The sequence below is a fragment of the Streptomyces eurocidicus genome (assembly GCF_002891295.1).
GTDB classification, from domain to species: domain Bacteria; phylum Actinomycetota; class Actinomycetes; order Streptomycetales; family Streptomycetaceae; genus Streptomyces; species Streptomyces eurocidicus.
Window position 1 is genome coordinate 1 of record NZ_LGUI01000009.1, and the last position, 14,681, is coordinate 14,681.

Genomic DNA, 14,681 nt, shown 5'->3' on the forward strand with positions numbered 1-14,681 from the left:
CGCCCCGGACCCCGGTCCTCAAACGCCGGACGGGCTGAATTTGCCCGGTTCCGGGCAACAATCAAGCCCGTCCGGCGATTGAGGACACCCCGCGCGGAGCGCGGAAAAGGGGGCCCGGGGGCTTGCCCCCGGTTACGGGAAGGGGCGGGTAGGGGACAAAGCCCCGCGCAGCGGCTGACCCGCCGCACCCCACCCCCGCCCTCACCCCCGCGGAGTCACCGCCAGCTGCCGGGCCTGCGCCACCAGCCGGTCCTCCGTGTCCCAGATCTCCACGTCCTCCTCCAGGAAGCCCCCCGCCAGGTTCCGCGTCGTGACCGTGACCCGGAGCGGCCCCGGCGCCGGCCGGCGGCGGACGTGGGCCGTGAGTTCGACCGTCGGGACCCACCCCGGCAGGCCCATCTCGAACGTCGTCGGCGGCAGCGCGTCCACGGCCAGCAGCAGGGACAGGGCGTCGGCGGGACGGCCGTCGGCGAGGCCGAACCAGCCGCGCGTCTCGCCGCGGCCGCTGGGCTCGCCCTTGATCCAGTTGGCCGTGGCGGGGTCGAGGCGGAGGTCGATGCGGCCGGTGAGCTCGCTGACCAGGTGGGGCGGTACGGAGTCGGCGCCCAGGCAGTGTTCGAGCGGCGGCATGGCGGGCGGCTTGGCCGTGGTGCGGACGTCGTCGGTCAGCGCGCCCAGGTCGCCGTAGGTGGCGAGGACCCGGATCCGCTCGACCTCGGTGCCGTCCTCGGCGAACTGGAACAGGCTCGCCTGGCCCGTCGAGAGCCTGCGGCCGGTGCGGACCTGCTGGACGCGGACGACGGCGGGCCCGGACCGGGCGGTCGTCAGGTAGTGCGCGGTGATCGTGAAGGGGTCCGGGTGCGGCAGGGCGGCGCCCAGGGCGCGGCCCAGCACGGCCAGGAGGTAGCCGCCGTTGACGGCGCCGAGGATGGTCCATCCCTCGGAGAGATCCACGTCGTACGCGGTGGTGCCGGGGGCGCCGCCGTCGCCCTCGCCGGGGACCCGCGGCCGGATGGCGGTGTCCCGGTCGAACTCGCTGTTACCGATGGTTGCCTGTGCCATGATCCGACGCTACACCCGAAAGTTACTCGTGGGTAGATTTCAGTGAGGATTCAACGGGGCGGTGAGGGTTCAACGTGGCGGTGGGGATTCAACGGGGCGGTGGGGATTCGACAGGGCATCCGGGCCCCGGACGGGAGCGCCCGGTCAGACCTCCTCCGTCGCCGCGCTCCGCCGGTGCCACGCGCGCGGCGCCCGCCAGTGGAACTTCATCGCCATCAGCCGCAGCACGAACGCCGTGAGCACCGGGGCCACGATCGTCGTCCCGTCGAGCGAGTCGAAGCGGATCAGCAGGGCGGCCATCGCCGCGCCCACCATCGCGGGCACGGCGTAGAGGTCGCGGTCCCAGCGCAGCAGCGACGGCACCTCGTGGGCGAGGATGTCGCGCAGCACGCCGCCGCCGACCGCCGTGGCCAGGCCCAGCGTGGCGGCGAAGGTGAGGCCGAGCCCGTGGTCGTACGCCTTGACCGTGCCGGCCACGCAGAACAGCCCGAGTCCGGCCGCGTCGAAGACCCCCACCGCCTTGGTGATCCGCTCGACCTCCGGGTGCAGGAAGAAGACGATCAGCGTGGCGAACAGCGGGGTCAGGAAGTAGCCGAGGTCGGTGAAGGCGGCGGGCGGCACCGCACCGATGATCAGGTCCCGCAGGAGACCTCCGCCCAGCGCCGTGACCTCCGCCAGCACTGCCATACCGAAGACGTCGAAGTTCTTGCGGACGGCGAGGAGAGCACCGGAGATCGCGAAGACGAAGATCCCGGCGAGGTCCAGCGAGTGCTGGACGGAGGGGCTGAACAGATCGGTGAGCACGCGACATTCTTACTCGTCCCGCACACGCGATCGGACAAGCGCGGTGCGCGGCCCCCGAAGAGCCGGCGGCCGGGCCATGGGCGGGTCCCGATCGACGCCACCCCGCCCCGGCCGGTCCCGCCCGTCGCCCGCCGTCTCAGGCCGTGGCCGGCGCCGGCTCCGGCACGGACTCCGGGTGGTGACAGGCCACCTGGTGCCCCGGCTCCAGCGCCACCAGCGGCGGCTCCTGGCTGCTGCACACCTCCGTCGCCTTCCAGCACCGGGTGTGGAAGCGGCACCCCGAGGGCGGGGAGATCGGCGAGGGCACGTCGCCCTTGAGCAGGATGCGCTCCCGCTTGGTGCGCCGCCCCGGGTCCGGCACCGGCACCGCCGACAGCAGCGCCTTGGTGTACGGGTGCATGGGCCGGGTGTAGAGGGACGAGCGGTCGGTCAGCTCCACCAGCTTGCCGAGGTACATCACCGCGATCCGGTCCGAGACGTGCCGGATGACCGACAGGTCATGGGCGATGATCACATAGGTCAGGCCCAGCTCGGTCTGGAGGTCGTCCAGCAGGTTGACCACCTGCGCCTGGATCGACACGTCCAGCGCGGAGACCGGCTCGTCCGCGACCACCAGCTTGGGGTTGAGGGCGAGCGCCCGCGCGATGCCGATGCGCTGCCGCTGGCCGCCGGAGAACTCGTGCGGATAGCGGTTGTAGTGCTCCGGATTGAGCCCCACCAGCCCCAGCAGCCGCTGGACCTCCTTCTTCACCCCGCCCTCGGGCTTGATGCCCTGGAGCCGGAAGGGCGCGCCGACGATCGTGCCGACCGTGTGCCGGGGGTTCAGCGAGGAGTACGGGTCCTGGAAGATCATCTGAACGTCGCGGCGCATCGGGCGCATGCCCGCCACCCCGAGGTGGGTGATGTCCTTCCCCTGGAACTCCACCGTGCCGCCGGTGGGCTCCAGCAGCCGGGTGATCAGCCGGCCCATGGTGGACTTGCCGCAGCCGGACTCCCCCACCACGCCCAGGGTCTCCCCGGCGAGGACGTCGAAGGTGAGGCCGTCCACGGCCTGCACCGCGCCGATCTGCCGGCGCAGCAGCCCCTTGGTGATGGGGAAGTGCTTGACCAGGCCCTTCACCCTGAGGATCGGCTCCGGTCCGCCGGCCGTCTGCTGTTCGGGGATGCTCATCTCGTGGTCCTTCACAGCTTGGGCGCGATCTCTTCGGTCCAGATGCGGGTCCGCTCCTCCTGGGACATATGGCAGGCGGAGAGGTGCCGGCCGCCCTCCGCGCCGGTGACGGGCCGCAGCTCGGGGCGCTCGGTGCGGGTGACGCCGGCCGCGGGGACGTCGGCGTAGGGGCAGCGCGGGTTGAAGGCGCAGCCGGCCGGCACGTTGATCAGGCTGGGCGGGGAGCCCTTGACCGGGATCAGCCGCTCGGTCTGCTCCCGGTCGATCCGCGGCATCGAGCCCAGCAGCCCCCAGGTGTAGGGGTGCTGCGGGGTGTGGAAGACCTGCTCCGCCGGGCCGCGTTCGACGCACCGGCCGCCGTACATCACCAGGATGTCGTCGGCGAGCTCGGCGACGACGCCGAGGTCGTGGGTGATGACGATGACGGCCGAGCCGAACTCCTTCTGGAGGTCGCGGATCAGGTCCAGGATCTGTGCCTGCACGGTGACGTCGAGGGCGGTGGTCGGCTCGTCCGCGATGAGCAGGTCGGGGTTGTTGACCAGGGCCATCGCGATCATCGCGCGCTGGCGCATGCCGCCGGAGAACTGGTGCGGGTAGTCGTCCACGCGCCGGTCGGGCTGGGGGATGCCGACCCGGTCCAGCAGCTCGACGGCGCGCTTGCGGGCGGTCTTCTTGTCGACGTCGTTGTGGACGCGGTACGCCTCGACGATCTGGTGGCCGACGGTGAAGTACGGGTGCATGGCCGACAGCGGGTCCTGGAAGATCATCGCCATCTCGCGGCCGCGCAGCCGCCGGACCCGGTCCGGGTCGGCGGTCATCAGCTCCTTGCCGTCCAGCCAGATCTCCCCGGAGATCCGGGCCTTGCCCCGCCCGTACTGGCCGACGGTGTGCAGGCCCATGATGCCGAGCGAGGTGACCGACTTGCCGGAGCCGGACTCCCCCACGATGCCGAGGGTCTTCCCCCGCTCCAGCTGGAAGGAGAGCCCGTCGACGGACTTCACCAGGCCGTCGTCGGTGGGGAAGTGGATGCGCAGGTCGCGCACGTCGAGGTAGGCAGTGGGCGGCGCGGCGTCCGGGCGTACGGGCTCGCCGACGGCCCCCGTCTTGTGCAGGTCGGTCATGAGAGCCTCACTCGCGGATCGATCACGGCGTACAGCAGGTCCACGACGACGTTGGCGAACACGACGGCGGAGGCCGTGATCAGGGTGACGCCCAGGATCATCGGCAGGTCCCGCTCGTTGATCGCGGTGACCGCCGCCGCGCCGAGGCCCTTGATGCTGAAGGCGGTCTCGGTGAGGATCGCGCCGCCGACGAGGGCGCCCAGGTCCATGCCGAGGATGGTGAGGATCGGGGTCATAGTGGAGCGCATCGCGTGTTTGCCGATGACCACCGGTTCCCGCAGGCCCTTGGCGCGGGCGGTGCGGATGTAGTCCTCCCCGAGGACCTCCAGCATGGTGGCCCGGGTGAGGCGGGCGTACATCGCCGCGTAGAGGAAGGCGAGGGTGACCCAGGGCAGGATCATCCCCCGGAACCAGCTCGCCGGGTCGTCGCCGAAGGCGGTTCCGGCGCTCTCGGCCCAGCCGAGCTGGTATTTGAAGACCGCGAGGGAGAGCAGCGCCGTGAAGTAGATCGGCAGCGAGACGCCGGCGAGCGCCACGGTCATCGCGGTGCGGTCCCACAGGGTGCCGCGCTTGAGGGCGGAGACGACGCCGGTGAGGACGCCGCCGATGACCCACAGCACACAGGCGCCGCCCGCGAGCGTCAGGGTGACGGGCAGCTTCTCCTTCAGCTCGGGCCAGATGGGCAGGTCGTGCTTGAAGGAGTAGCCGAAGCAGGGGGCCGGGCAGTGGGCGCTCGTGCCGCCGCCGCTGTAGTCACGGCCGGCGAAGAGTCCGGAGACGAAGTCCCAGAACTGTTCGAGGATGGGTTTGCCGAGGCCCAGCTTCTGCCGGATGCCCTCGATGGCCTCCGGGTCCGCCTGTTTGCCGACGTACATCAGCGCGGGGTCGGTCCCGGTGAACTTCGGGATCGCGAAGAAGATGCCGAAGGTCACGAGGATGACCACGAGCAGCATCACGATGGCGGCGAACAGTCGCCTGACGATATATGCGAACACAGCGGTCGGCCCGGCGGCGGCCGGGGAGCCTCCAGGAGGGGGCTCCCCGGCCGCCGCGCTCGGCCATCACCTGCCCTTCGGGCCTAGCGGCGGGCGCGCCGGCGGAGCGGACGGACGGTCACTTGACGACACCCAGCGAGGCGTAGTCGTAACGGCCGTTCCAGGCGTCGGCCGTGTAGACGTTGGTCAGTCGCGAGCTGCGCCAGATGATGTTCTTCTCATAGGTGAAGGGCAGGTACCAGGCGCCCTCCATGACCTTCTTGTTGGCCTCCTGGTAGAGCTTTCCGGCCTTGGCCGGGTCGATCTCGGCGATGCCCTCGTCGAAGAGCTTGTTGACCGCCGGGTCGTTGAGCTCGGGGTAGTTCTGGTTGCCGCTCTGCTGGATGAAGCGGCCGTCCGCGATCGGCTGGAGGAAGCCCTGGCCGCTGGCGAAGTCGGCGCCCCAGCCCATGATGATGATCCCGTAGTTCTTGGCCTTGACGTTCTGCGGCGAGCCGATGATGCCGGTGGACTGGGCGCCGTCGTACTTGTCGATCTGCGCCTCGATGCCGACGGCCTTCAGGGACGCCTGGAGGGACTCGGCGGTGGCCACCTCGGCGAGCTTGTTGTTGCGGACCGCGATGGTGGTGGAGAAGCCGCTGGGCTTGCCGCAGGCTTTCAGCTCCTCCTTGGCCTTGGCGACGTCGGGCTTGCCCTGCCTGAGGCTGTACGGGTCGTAGCTCTCGTCGAAGCCCACGACGGCCGGCGGCAGCATGCTGATGCCGATGTCGCCGCCCGCCTGGGGGCCGCCGCGCGCGGTCTGCAGCGAGGTGTGGTCGGCGCCGTAGATGACGGCCTTGCGGCAGTGCTCGTTGTCGAAGGGCGGGACGGTCTTGGGGAAGGCCGCGTAGCGGATGAAGCCGGTCTGCGGGTTGTCGACGTTGCCCTTGTGCGCCTGGAGGGCCTTCTGGCGGCCCGCCGAGCCCATGCCCGTCGCGTTGAGGTCGAGGTCGTAGTCACCGGCGAGCAGCCGGCTGTCCATGTCCTCGGCGTTGGTGATGAGCGCGACGGAGATCTTGTCCGGCAGGGCCTTGCGCACCGGGTCCGACGCCTTGTCCCACTTGTCGTTGCGGACGAGCTCCAGGCCCTTGTTGGGGCCGTACGAGACGAACTTGTAGGGGCCGCTGGAGAACGGCTTCAGACCGTAGCGCTCCACGGTGTCCTTGTCCGGGCGCACCGGGGCGGCCGCGGGCAGCGCCAGCATCTGGAGGAAGTCGCCGTTGGGCTTGGGGAGCTTGAAGACGATGGTCTTCTCGTCGGGCGTCTCGATCGCCTTCAGGCCCAGCTTGTCCTTGCTCTGGTCCTTGTACGGGCCCTTGTACTCCTTGTCCGGGTCCAGGACCTGCATCAGCCAGGTGGGGCCGCCGGAGATCTTGTCGGTGGCCCAGGTGCGCTCGATGCCGTACTTGATGTGCTGGGAGGTGATCGGCTGCCCGTCCTCCCAGGTCAGACCCGGGCGCAGGGTGAAGGTGTAGGTCTTCTTGTCGTCCGAGATCTTGCCGGTGTCGGTGGCCATGTCCGGCACCACGGTGGTGCTCTCCGGGCCGGGGGCGGCCTTGGGGGTGACCAGGGTGCGGGTGTAGTAGCGGGCGAAGTCCCACATGAATCCGTAGTAGCCGCGCTGCGGGTCCCAGGAGTCGGCGTCCTGCGTGCCGATGAACTTCAGCTCGCCGCCCTTCTTGTCCGAGGCCGAGGCCACCTTGCCGATGCCCGCGTTGAAGCCCGCGGCCTTGCCGTCGCCGCCCCCGCCGCCCTTGCCGCCGCCACCGCCGCAGGCCGCGGTGGAGACCAGGGCCGCGACCACGAGGGCCGCCCCTGCGGCGGCCCTCCGCCTCGAAGTTCTCTGGGTTGTCACGATGCAGCGACCTCCGTGATCGACGCCGCCCGGAACGGGCCGGCGGTTCGTTGGACGGCCTCCTGACGGATCGACAGGGGCACTCGCGTACGGGGGATTTCAGGGCTTGTTACGGGCGTGACTAGCGCGAACCCTTGGGGTCCAGCGCGTCCCGCACACCGTCACCGAAGAGGTTGAACGCCAGGACGGTGACGAAGATGGCGAGACCCGGGATGATCATGTACAGCGGGTCGGCCTCGTAGTGGTCGACGGCCCGGGAGAGCATGTCGCCCCAGGAGGCCGTGGGCGGCTTGACGCCCGTACCGAGGAAGCTGAGGGCGGCCTCGGTGAGCACATTGGTGGGGATCATCAGTGTGGTGTAGACGGTGATCGGCGCGACCAGGTTGGGCAGCAGCTCGCGGAGCAGGATGTAGCCCCGCCCGGCGCCCAGGCTGCGCGCCGCCTCCACGTACTCCCGCTCTCTGAGCGAGAGCGTCTGACCGCGCACGATGCGCCCGATGTAGGGCCAGCCGAAGAAGCCGATCACCACGATCAGCACCCCCATCCGGACGCCCGAACCCGTCAGCCCCCAGAGGGAGTCGGGGACCACGGAGACCAGCGCGATGATGAACAGCAGCTGGGGGAAGGCCAGCAGCAGGTCCATGAGGCGGCTGACGACCGTGTCGACCCAGCCCCCGAAGAACCCGGCGACGATCCCGAAAAGCGTGCCCAGGACGACCGCGACGACGGCCGCGAGGAAGGCGACGAGCAGCGAGACCCGCGCGCCGTAGACGATGCGGCTGAACACATCGCGCCCGTTGCGCGGTTCGACGCCCAGGAGGAAGTCCGAGTTGATGCCGCCCCAGGAGCCCTTGGGCACACTGAACAGCGGGTCGATCTCCTCCTCGTGGAACTCGTTCGGCGGGTGCCCGAGGAGGTCCACGATCAGCGGCGCGAACACCGCGACCAGGATCAGCAGCAGGACGACGACCCCGCCGGCCAGGGCCAGCTTGTCGCGCTTGAGGCGGATCCAGGCGATGCGCCAGGGGGAGCGGCCCTCGATGGCCCGGGCCGGGGCGCCGGCGGTGACATCGACGGCCGCGGTCTCCGCCGCGCCCGTGTCGTGCAGTGGTGCCGTCATCGTCTGGAGGACCCCTCTCGGCCGGTGCTGGCCGGCCCAACGCCCAGCGCGCATGCGGCTGGTTCACATCACTGGTGCGAAAGGTGCGATGGTGCGGTGAGTACACGCGGAGCAGGTCGTACACAGGACCGGAAGTCCTTGTGGGCGGGAGTCTTCAACGCCTTCGCGATCACCCGCCAGCCCTCATTCACAAAGGATGCGCAACCGTGATGTGCGGGGTGGGCTTCCGTTATACGGACAGCACGGCCGCGTCAGCGGGCCCACCGGCGAGCCGCCGCCGGGCCCCTGACGTCGGGTGGACGGCGCGCCGACGGCGGCCGACGGCGGATACGCGCCGGTCAGTACGCGCCGGTCCGGCCGCCCTGGGGCGGGTAGCCGTAGCCGCCCGTCGGGGCGGGCGCGCCGCCGCCGTAGGCGTCGCGGTCGAAGAAGGGCCGGGCGTGGGCGCGCATCCACATCGCGACGGGGTCGTGCTCGTCGGACATCGCGACCGTGGAGACGGGCAGCCCCTCGGGCACCGCGCCGACCGACTGCCGCATCATCGCGTGCACCGATTCCACGGCGGCCGGGGAGGTGTCGTAGAGATCGAGCCCGATCGCCAGATACGGGCTGCCCAGGGCGGGCTGCACCCAGGCGCGGCGCAGCGCCCGGACCGCGGGCGTGCGGTGGGCGTGCTGCCCGAGCAGGGCGTAGAACTGCGGGATCTCTATGGCGGGCTCGCTCAGCAGGAGCGGGCCGGCCGGCAGCCGGTCCAGGCCGGCGGCGATCCGCCGCAGGTCGAGCCAGGGCACGCCGACGCCGCCGCCGGGGGCGTGCGGGTTGAGCCACAGGCCCCAGCGGCCGGGGTAGAGGGAGGCGGCGACGGAGTGGCCGGAGATCACCTCATGGGCCCGGTTCCAGCCGCTCGCGGCGAGCTCCTGGGCGGAGGTCACGCACGGGGCGTAGCCGAGGCCGTCGACCTCCATGTTGCCGTACTGGGCGTCGGGCGCCCCGGACTGCCCGTGCCAGAGCAGCATCCAGACGGTGCCCTCGGCGAGGGACCGCAGCAGGCCCTCGTACGCGTCGTACCGGCCGGGCGCCACTTGGCGCAGCATCTGCTCCACGCCGCTCTCCGCGCCCGCGCTCACCTGGGTCCGCCTCTTCTCTCGGCCGTCTCTCCACCGCAGCGGGGCACGCCGACGCACCCCCTGCGGTCATCCAACCAGCTTACGAGCCCGCGGCGGCGAACAGGAGAGGAGTCACAGGTCACGGTCGTAGAACGGGCGGACCCGGGAGCGCATCCAGTCGCCGACCGGGTCCTGCGCCACGTCGAGGAAGACGAGCTGGACGGGCCAGGGCACGGGCACGGCGCCGAGGGCGCGGCCCAGGGCCGCCATGACGGCTTCCCGGCTGCCCGGGTCGGGCAGGTCGAGCTCGACGCCGACGAAGAGGGCCGGGGCGCCGCCCTCGACGCTGGCGAGGGCGCGGCGCGCGGTCCGGACGACCTGCGCGGCGGCGAACTCCAGGCCGGCGGCGGCGAGGAAGGCGGTGGGCTCCTCCTGCCAGTCGGGCTGGAAGAGGCGGACCCGGCCGCCGGTGGCCCCTCCATCAGGCCCGTCCAGAAGGGTGCGACCGGCCCGGCAGAGCGCGGCGACGGCGGCCGGCGGGAGGGGCACGCCGATGGCGCCCTCGGGGTTGACGACGATGCCGACCTGCGGGGGCAGGCCGCGGGCGAACTCGACGGCCGGCGCCACGGTGAAGGACATCCGGTCGCCGGCGACCCTCAGGAACTCGCCCTCGGAGCTGAAGACCGGGACGAAGGCCGCGCCGTCGAGCTCGACGGTCGGCACGTCCAGGTCGGGGCTGCCGGGGCCGCCGCCGTTCGGCAGCGGGACCCAGACGTGGCTGCGGCCGAGCACCTCGACGATGCGGGGGCCCGCGCCGGGGACGCCCAGCGAGGCGGCGAGCACCGCTTCGAGCTCGTTGGCGGGCCAGCCCGGGTGGGCCGCGCCGCCGGGGGTGCCGTCGGGAGTGCCGCCTGGGGTGCCGTCGTACTGCTGGGGGATGCTCATCTTTTCCAACGCCGTTCAACCACCGTCTCGCCACGTCTTGTGCGGGCCGCAACCGCACTTTAACGGGTCGGCCCGCGCCGCCGCCGGGGCTCCGCCCCTAGGGCGCCGGACGGGCCGGGCCGCCGGTCCCGGCCGGCCTTTCACCGAAGGTCCGGGCGACCGCCGCCGAGGGTCCGGGCGACCGCCGCTGAAGGCCCGGCCGACCGCCGCGCACCCGTCCGGGGACCGCTGTGCGCCCGTCCGCGGGGCCGCTGTGCGCCCGTCCGGGGGCCGCCGCGCGCCCGTCCGCGGGGCCGCTATGCGCCCGTCCGCGGGCCGCTATTCGCCCTCGAACCCCACCCGTCGCAGCACATCCACCGCGCCCCGGTCGAGCACCACCGCCGATGCCGTCCCCCACGGCAGCCGGCCCGCCGTCGCCTCCGTCACCAGGCGGGCCATCGCGCCCCGGTGGCGGCCGAAGGCGCGCGGGGAGACACGGCGGCCGCGGGCGGCCTGGCCGGCGAGGGCCGTACCGGGTGCCACGTCGAGCAGCAGGAGGTGGACGGCGCGGCCGCGCCGCCGCGCGTCGCGGGCCAGCCAGCGGCGCACCCAGCCGCGCTCCCCGCAGTCGTGGATGACGGCGCTGGAGCCGGAGCGGAGGGCGCGGCGCAGGGCCGCGTAGTGGGCGAGGCGGGCGAAGGGGCGGTAGAGCCCGTACGGCAGCCGGCCGGGCAGCCGGCGCTCCAGCCGCTCGCGGGAGTCCTGGGAGTCGACGCACCACACCAGACCGGCGCGGCCGTCGAGCGGCGGCACCACGCGCCGGATCAGGGTGGACTTCCCGCTGCCCGGCAGGCCGGAGACGATCAGCAGATCGCCCGGTGGGAAGCGCAGCTCCGCCCGGCCCGCGCCGCCCCGCAGATCGAGCACCCGGGCCCGGCCGGCGGGCCGGGGTGCCGCTCCGTCCCCTGTGCCCGAGGCGTCGCGCCCGTCCGGGTCGTCCCGGCCGGCGCGCACCGCGCGGCCCCGTGGCGCGGGCTCCGCCCGTCTCGCTCCAGCGCCCCGCGTCCCCATCGTGTCCGCCCTCCCCCGGTCAGGTCCCTGCCCCTTACCCATGAAATGTAAAGAAAAGGTAATGCAATTAAGAGGGCCGTGGGCAGTCTTTCGCGGCCCTGTCCATGCAATGATGTGCGCGCCAAGCGCATACCCAACTGCATACCGGCCGCTCGAATCCGCGCGGGAGAGTTCCAGCCGTCATGTGCTGGACGCCGAAGGAGCAAGTTCCTCCCTTGAATCTCTCAGGCCCCGTACCGCGTGGGTGAGGCAGATCTGAAAAGCGGGCCGCCGTGTGCGGTCCCACCCAAGGTGCAAGCCGGGGCCCCGCGTGTCGACGCGGCTCCGGTGAACCTCTCAGGTTCCGATGACAGATGGGGAGGACGTCCTCACCGCCATGCCTGGGAGTCCACACCATGACCGATGCCCCTCGCCGTACGGCCCTCGACGCGCTGCATCGCACGCTCGGCGCCACCATGACCGACTTCGCCGGCTGGGACATGCCCCTGCGGTACGGCAGCGAGCGTGACGAGCACATCGCCGTCCGCACCCGCGCCGGGCTCTTCGACCTCTCCCACATGGGCGAGATCACCCTCACCGGCCCGCAGGCCGGGCAGGCCCTCGACTTCGCGCTCGTCGGCAACCTCTCGGCGCTCGCGGTCGGCCGCGCCCGCTACACCATGATCTGCGAGGCCGGCGGCGGCATCCTGGACGACCTGATCGTCTACCGGCTGGCCGAGCAGGAGTACATGGTCGTCGCCAACGCCTCCAACGCCCAGGTGGTGCTGGACGCCCTGACCGAGCGCGCCGCGGGCTTCGAGACCGAGGTGCGCGACGACCGGGAGAACTACGCGCTGCTCGCCGTCCAGGGCCCCGAGGCCCCGGGCATCCTGAAGTCCCTCACCGACGCCGACCTGGACGGGCTGAAGTACTACGCGGGCCTGCCGGGCACGGTCGCGGGCGTCCCGGCGCTGATCGCCCGTACGGGCTACACCGGCGAGGACGGCTTCGAGCTGTTCGTGGCCCCGGGCGACGCCGAGCGGCTGTGGCGGGCGCTGACCGACGCGGGCACCGGCGCGGGCCTGGTGCCCTGCGGCCTCTCCTGCCGCGACACGCTGCGCCTGGAGGCGGGCATGCCGCTGTACGGGCACGAGCTGACGACCGCGACCACGCCCTTCGACGCGGGCCTGGGCCGGGTGGTGAAGTTCGACAAGACCACGAACGCCGGGGACTTCGTCGGCCGCGAGGCCCTCACGGCCGCCGCCGAGCGCGCCGCGACGAACCCGCCGCGCAAGCTGGTCGGGCTGATCGCCGAGGGCCGCCGGGTGCCGCGTGCCGGGTTCTCCGTGGTCGCCGACGGCGCGGTGGTGGGCGAGGTCACGTCCGGCGCGCCCTCCCCGACGCTCGGGAAGCCGATCGCCATCGCGTATGTCGACGCCGCACACGCCGCACCCGGTACAAAGGGGGTGGCCGTGGACATTCGCGGCAGTCATGAGCCCTACGAGGTGGTCGCGCTGCCCTTCTACAAGCGCGAGCGCTGACCTCTCCCGCCTCGTTCCCGTCCCACCTGTCAAGACCCGTTGCACAAGCACCCACGCGCATCCAGGAGAATCAAGCCATGAGCAACCCCCAGCAGCTGCGCTTCAGCAAGGAGCACGAGTGGCTGTCGGCCGTCGAGGACGGCGTGGCGACGGTCGGCATCACCGAGTTCGCGGCGAGCTCGCTCGGTGACGTGGTCTTCGCCCAGCTCCCGGCGGTCGGCGACACGGTCACCGCGGGCGAGTCCTGTGGCGAGCTGGAGTCGACCAAGTCGGTCAGCGACCTGTTCGCACCGGTGACCGGTGAGGTCGTCGAGGCCAACCAGGACGTCGTGGACGACCCCTCGCTGGTGAACTCCGCCCCCTTCGAGGGCGGCTGGCTGTTCAAGGTGAAGATCACGGACGAGCCGGGCGACCTGATGTCGGCCGACGAGTACACCGCCTTCACCGCAGGCTGATCCCGCCCTCCTCCGCCCAGGAAGTCCAGGAAGAACTCATGTCGCTTCTGAACAGCTCCCTCCATGAGCTCGACCCCGACGTCGCCGCCGCTGTCGACGCCGAACTCCACCGCCAGCAGTCCACCCTCGAAATGATCGCGTCGGAGAACTTCGCTCCGGTCGCCGTCATGGAGGCCCAGGGCTCGGTCCTCACCAACAAGTACGCCGAGGGCTACCCGGGCCGCCGCTACTACGGTGGCTGCGAGCACGTCGACGTCGTCGAGCAGATCGCCATCGACCGGATCAAGGCGCTCTTCGGCGCCGAGGCCGCGAACGTCCAGCCGCACTCCGGTGCGCAGGCCAACGCCGCCGCGATGTTCGCGCTGATCAAGCCCGGCGACACCATCCTGGGCCTGAACCTCGCCCACGGCGGTCACCTGACCCACGGCATGAAGATCAACTTCTCCGGGAAGCTCTACAACGTGGTCGCGTACCACGTCGACGAGCAGACCAGCGTGGTCGACATGGACGAGGTCGAGCGCCTCGCCAAGGAGCACCGCCCGAAGCTGATCATCGCCGGCTGGTCGGCCTACCCGCGCCAGCTGGACTTCGCCGCCTTCCGCCGGATCGCGGACGAGGTCGGCGCGTACCTCATGGTCGACATGGCCCACTTCGCGGGCCTGGTCGCCGCGGGTCTGCACCCCAACCCGGTGCCGCACGCCCACGTCGTCACCACGACCACCCACAAGACGCTGGGCGGCCCGCGCGGTGGTGTGATCCTCTCCACGGCGGAGCTCGCCAAGAAGATCAACTCTGCCGTCTTCCCCGGTCAGCAGGGTGGTCCGCTGGAGCACGTGATCGCCGCCAAGGCCGTTTCCTTCAAGGTCGCGGCAAGCGAGGAGTTCAAGGAGCGCCAGCAGCGTACGCTGGAGGGCGCCAGGCTCCTCGCGGAGCGCCTGGTGCAGCCGGACGTGGCCGAGGCGGGCGTCTCCGTCCTCTCCGGCGGCACGGACGTGCACCTGGTCCTCGTGGACCTGCGCAACTCCGAGCTGGACGGCCAGCAGGCCGAGGACCGTCTCCACGAGGTCGGCATCACGGTCAACCGCAACGCCATCCCGAACGACCCGCGGCCGCCGATGGTCACCTCGGGTCTGCGGATCGGCACCCCGGCGCTGGCCACCCGCGGTTTCCAGGCCGAGGACTTCCGCGAGGTCGCGGACATCATCGCCGAGGCGCTGAAGCCGTCCTACGACGTGGCGGCACTGCGCGTCCGCGTCACCGCCCTGGCGGAGAAGCACCCGCTGTACACCGGTCTGAAGTAACAGAGCGGCACCTGATTCACCCGTTGGTTCGGGGCACTGGGCACACTGGAAGGTGAGCCCGGTGCCCCGCGCCACGTCAGCACCGCAGTACCCCTGCGTCACCCCCGCATCACCGACGCGTCACCCCGTACCACCGA

General features: G+C 71.6%; 13 protein-coding genes and 1 riboswitch. Of the genes, 3 read left to right on the forward strand and 10 right to left on the reverse strand.

Annotated elements, in window-relative coordinates:
* Positions 1 to 201 precede the first annotated feature (201 nt).
* The 10 genes from AF335_RS24010 to AF335_RS24055 all read right to left on the reverse strand — a co-directional run bounded on the left by AF335_RS24010 (position 202) and on the right by AF335_RS24055 (position 11,268).
* Positions 202 to 1,062, reverse strand: a complete 861-nt coding sequence (locus AF335_RS24010) for a thioesterase family protein (RefSeq protein WP_102920523.1) — start codon at positions 1,060 to 1,062, stop codon at positions 202 to 204.
* Between the two features lie 144 nt (positions 1,063 to 1,206).
* A complete protein-coding gene (locus AF335_RS24015; protein WP_102920524.1) occupies positions 1,207 to 1,866 on the reverse strand; it encodes a trimeric intracellular cation channel family protein in 660 nt (219 codons plus the stop codon).
* A 136-nt stretch (positions 1,867 to 2,002) separates the two neighbouring features.
* On the reverse strand, positions 2,003 to 3,037 hold the full coding sequence (locus AF335_RS24020; RefSeq protein ID WP_102920879.1) for an ABC transporter ATP-binding protein: 1,035 nt from the start codon (positions 3,035 to 3,037) through the stop codon (positions 2,003 to 2,005).
* Positions 3,038 to 3,048: 11 nt separating this feature from the next.
* Positions 3,049 to 4,158, reverse strand: coding sequence for an ABC transporter ATP-binding protein (locus AF335_RS24025; protein WP_102920525.1), 1,110 nt, complete (start codon positions 4,156 to 4,158; stop codon positions 3,049 to 3,051).
* Complete coding sequence (locus tag AF335_RS24030; RefSeq protein WP_102920526.1) at positions 4,155 to 5,153, reverse strand: ABC transporter permease; 999 nt, start codon at positions 5,151 to 5,153, stop codon at positions 4,155 to 4,157. The genes AF335_RS24025 and AF335_RS24030 overlap by 4 nt, the downstream gene beginning before the upstream one ends.
* A 118-nt stretch (positions 5,154 to 5,271) precedes the next feature.
* A complete protein-coding gene (locus AF335_RS24035; protein WP_102920527.1) occupies positions 5,272 to 7,047 on the reverse strand; it encodes an ABC transporter substrate-binding protein in 1,776 nt (591 codons plus the stop codon).
* Positions 7,048 to 7,168: 121 nt separating this feature from the next.
* Complete coding sequence (locus AF335_RS24040) at positions 7,169 to 8,167, reverse strand: ABC transporter permease (RefSeq protein ID WP_102920528.1); 999 nt, start codon at positions 8,165 to 8,167, stop codon at positions 7,169 to 7,171.
* A 338-nt stretch (positions 8,168 to 8,505) separates the two neighbouring features.
* Complete coding sequence (locus AF335_RS24045) at positions 8,506 to 9,261, reverse strand: enhanced serine sensitivity protein SseB C-terminal domain-containing protein (RefSeq protein WP_102920880.1); 756 nt, start codon at positions 9,259 to 9,261, stop codon at positions 8,506 to 8,508.
* Positions 9,262 to 9,405: 144 nt separating this feature from the next.
* Positions 9,406 to 10,218, reverse strand: a complete 813-nt coding sequence (locus AF335_RS24050; RefSeq protein ID WP_102920529.1) for an enhanced serine sensitivity protein SseB — start codon at positions 10,216 to 10,218, stop codon at positions 9,406 to 9,408.
* Between the two features lie 318 nt (positions 10,219 to 10,536).
* Complete coding sequence (locus AF335_RS24055) at positions 10,537 to 11,268, reverse strand: AAA family ATPase (RefSeq protein ID WP_107503493.1); 732 nt, start codon at positions 11,266 to 11,268, stop codon at positions 10,537 to 10,539.
* 153 nt (positions 11,269 to 11,421) lie between these two features.
* Positions 11,422 to 11,517, forward strand: a riboswitch (glycine riboswitch).
* A gap of 146 nt (positions 11,518 to 11,663) precedes the next feature.
* Between AF335_RS24055 and gcvT the strand changes: the two genes are divergently transcribed.
* The 3 genes from gcvT to glyA all read left to right on the forward strand — a co-directional run bounded on the left by gcvT (position 11,664) and on the right by glyA (position 14,544).
* The gene (gcvT, locus tag AF335_RS24060) at positions 11,664 to 12,788 is read left to right on the forward strand and encodes a glycine cleavage system aminomethyltransferase GcvT (protein ID WP_102920531.1); all 1,125 of its coding nucleotides are present in this window, start codon (positions 11,664 to 11,666) and stop codon (positions 12,786 to 12,788) included.
* Between the two features lie 77 nt (positions 12,789 to 12,865).
* On the forward strand, positions 12,866 to 13,243 hold the full coding sequence (gene gcvH, locus AF335_RS24065; protein ID WP_102920532.1) for a glycine cleavage system protein GcvH: 378 nt from the start codon (positions 12,866 to 12,868) through the stop codon (positions 13,241 to 13,243).
* A gap of 38 nt (positions 13,244 to 13,281) precedes the next feature.
* Positions 13,282 to 14,544: a serine hydroxymethyltransferase gene (gene glyA / locus AF335_RS24070; protein WP_102920533.1), complete on the forward strand. Its 1,263-nt coding sequence runs from the start codon at positions 13,282 to 13,284 to the stop codon at positions 14,542 to 14,544.
* Positions 14,545 to 14,681 lie beyond the last annotated feature (137 nt).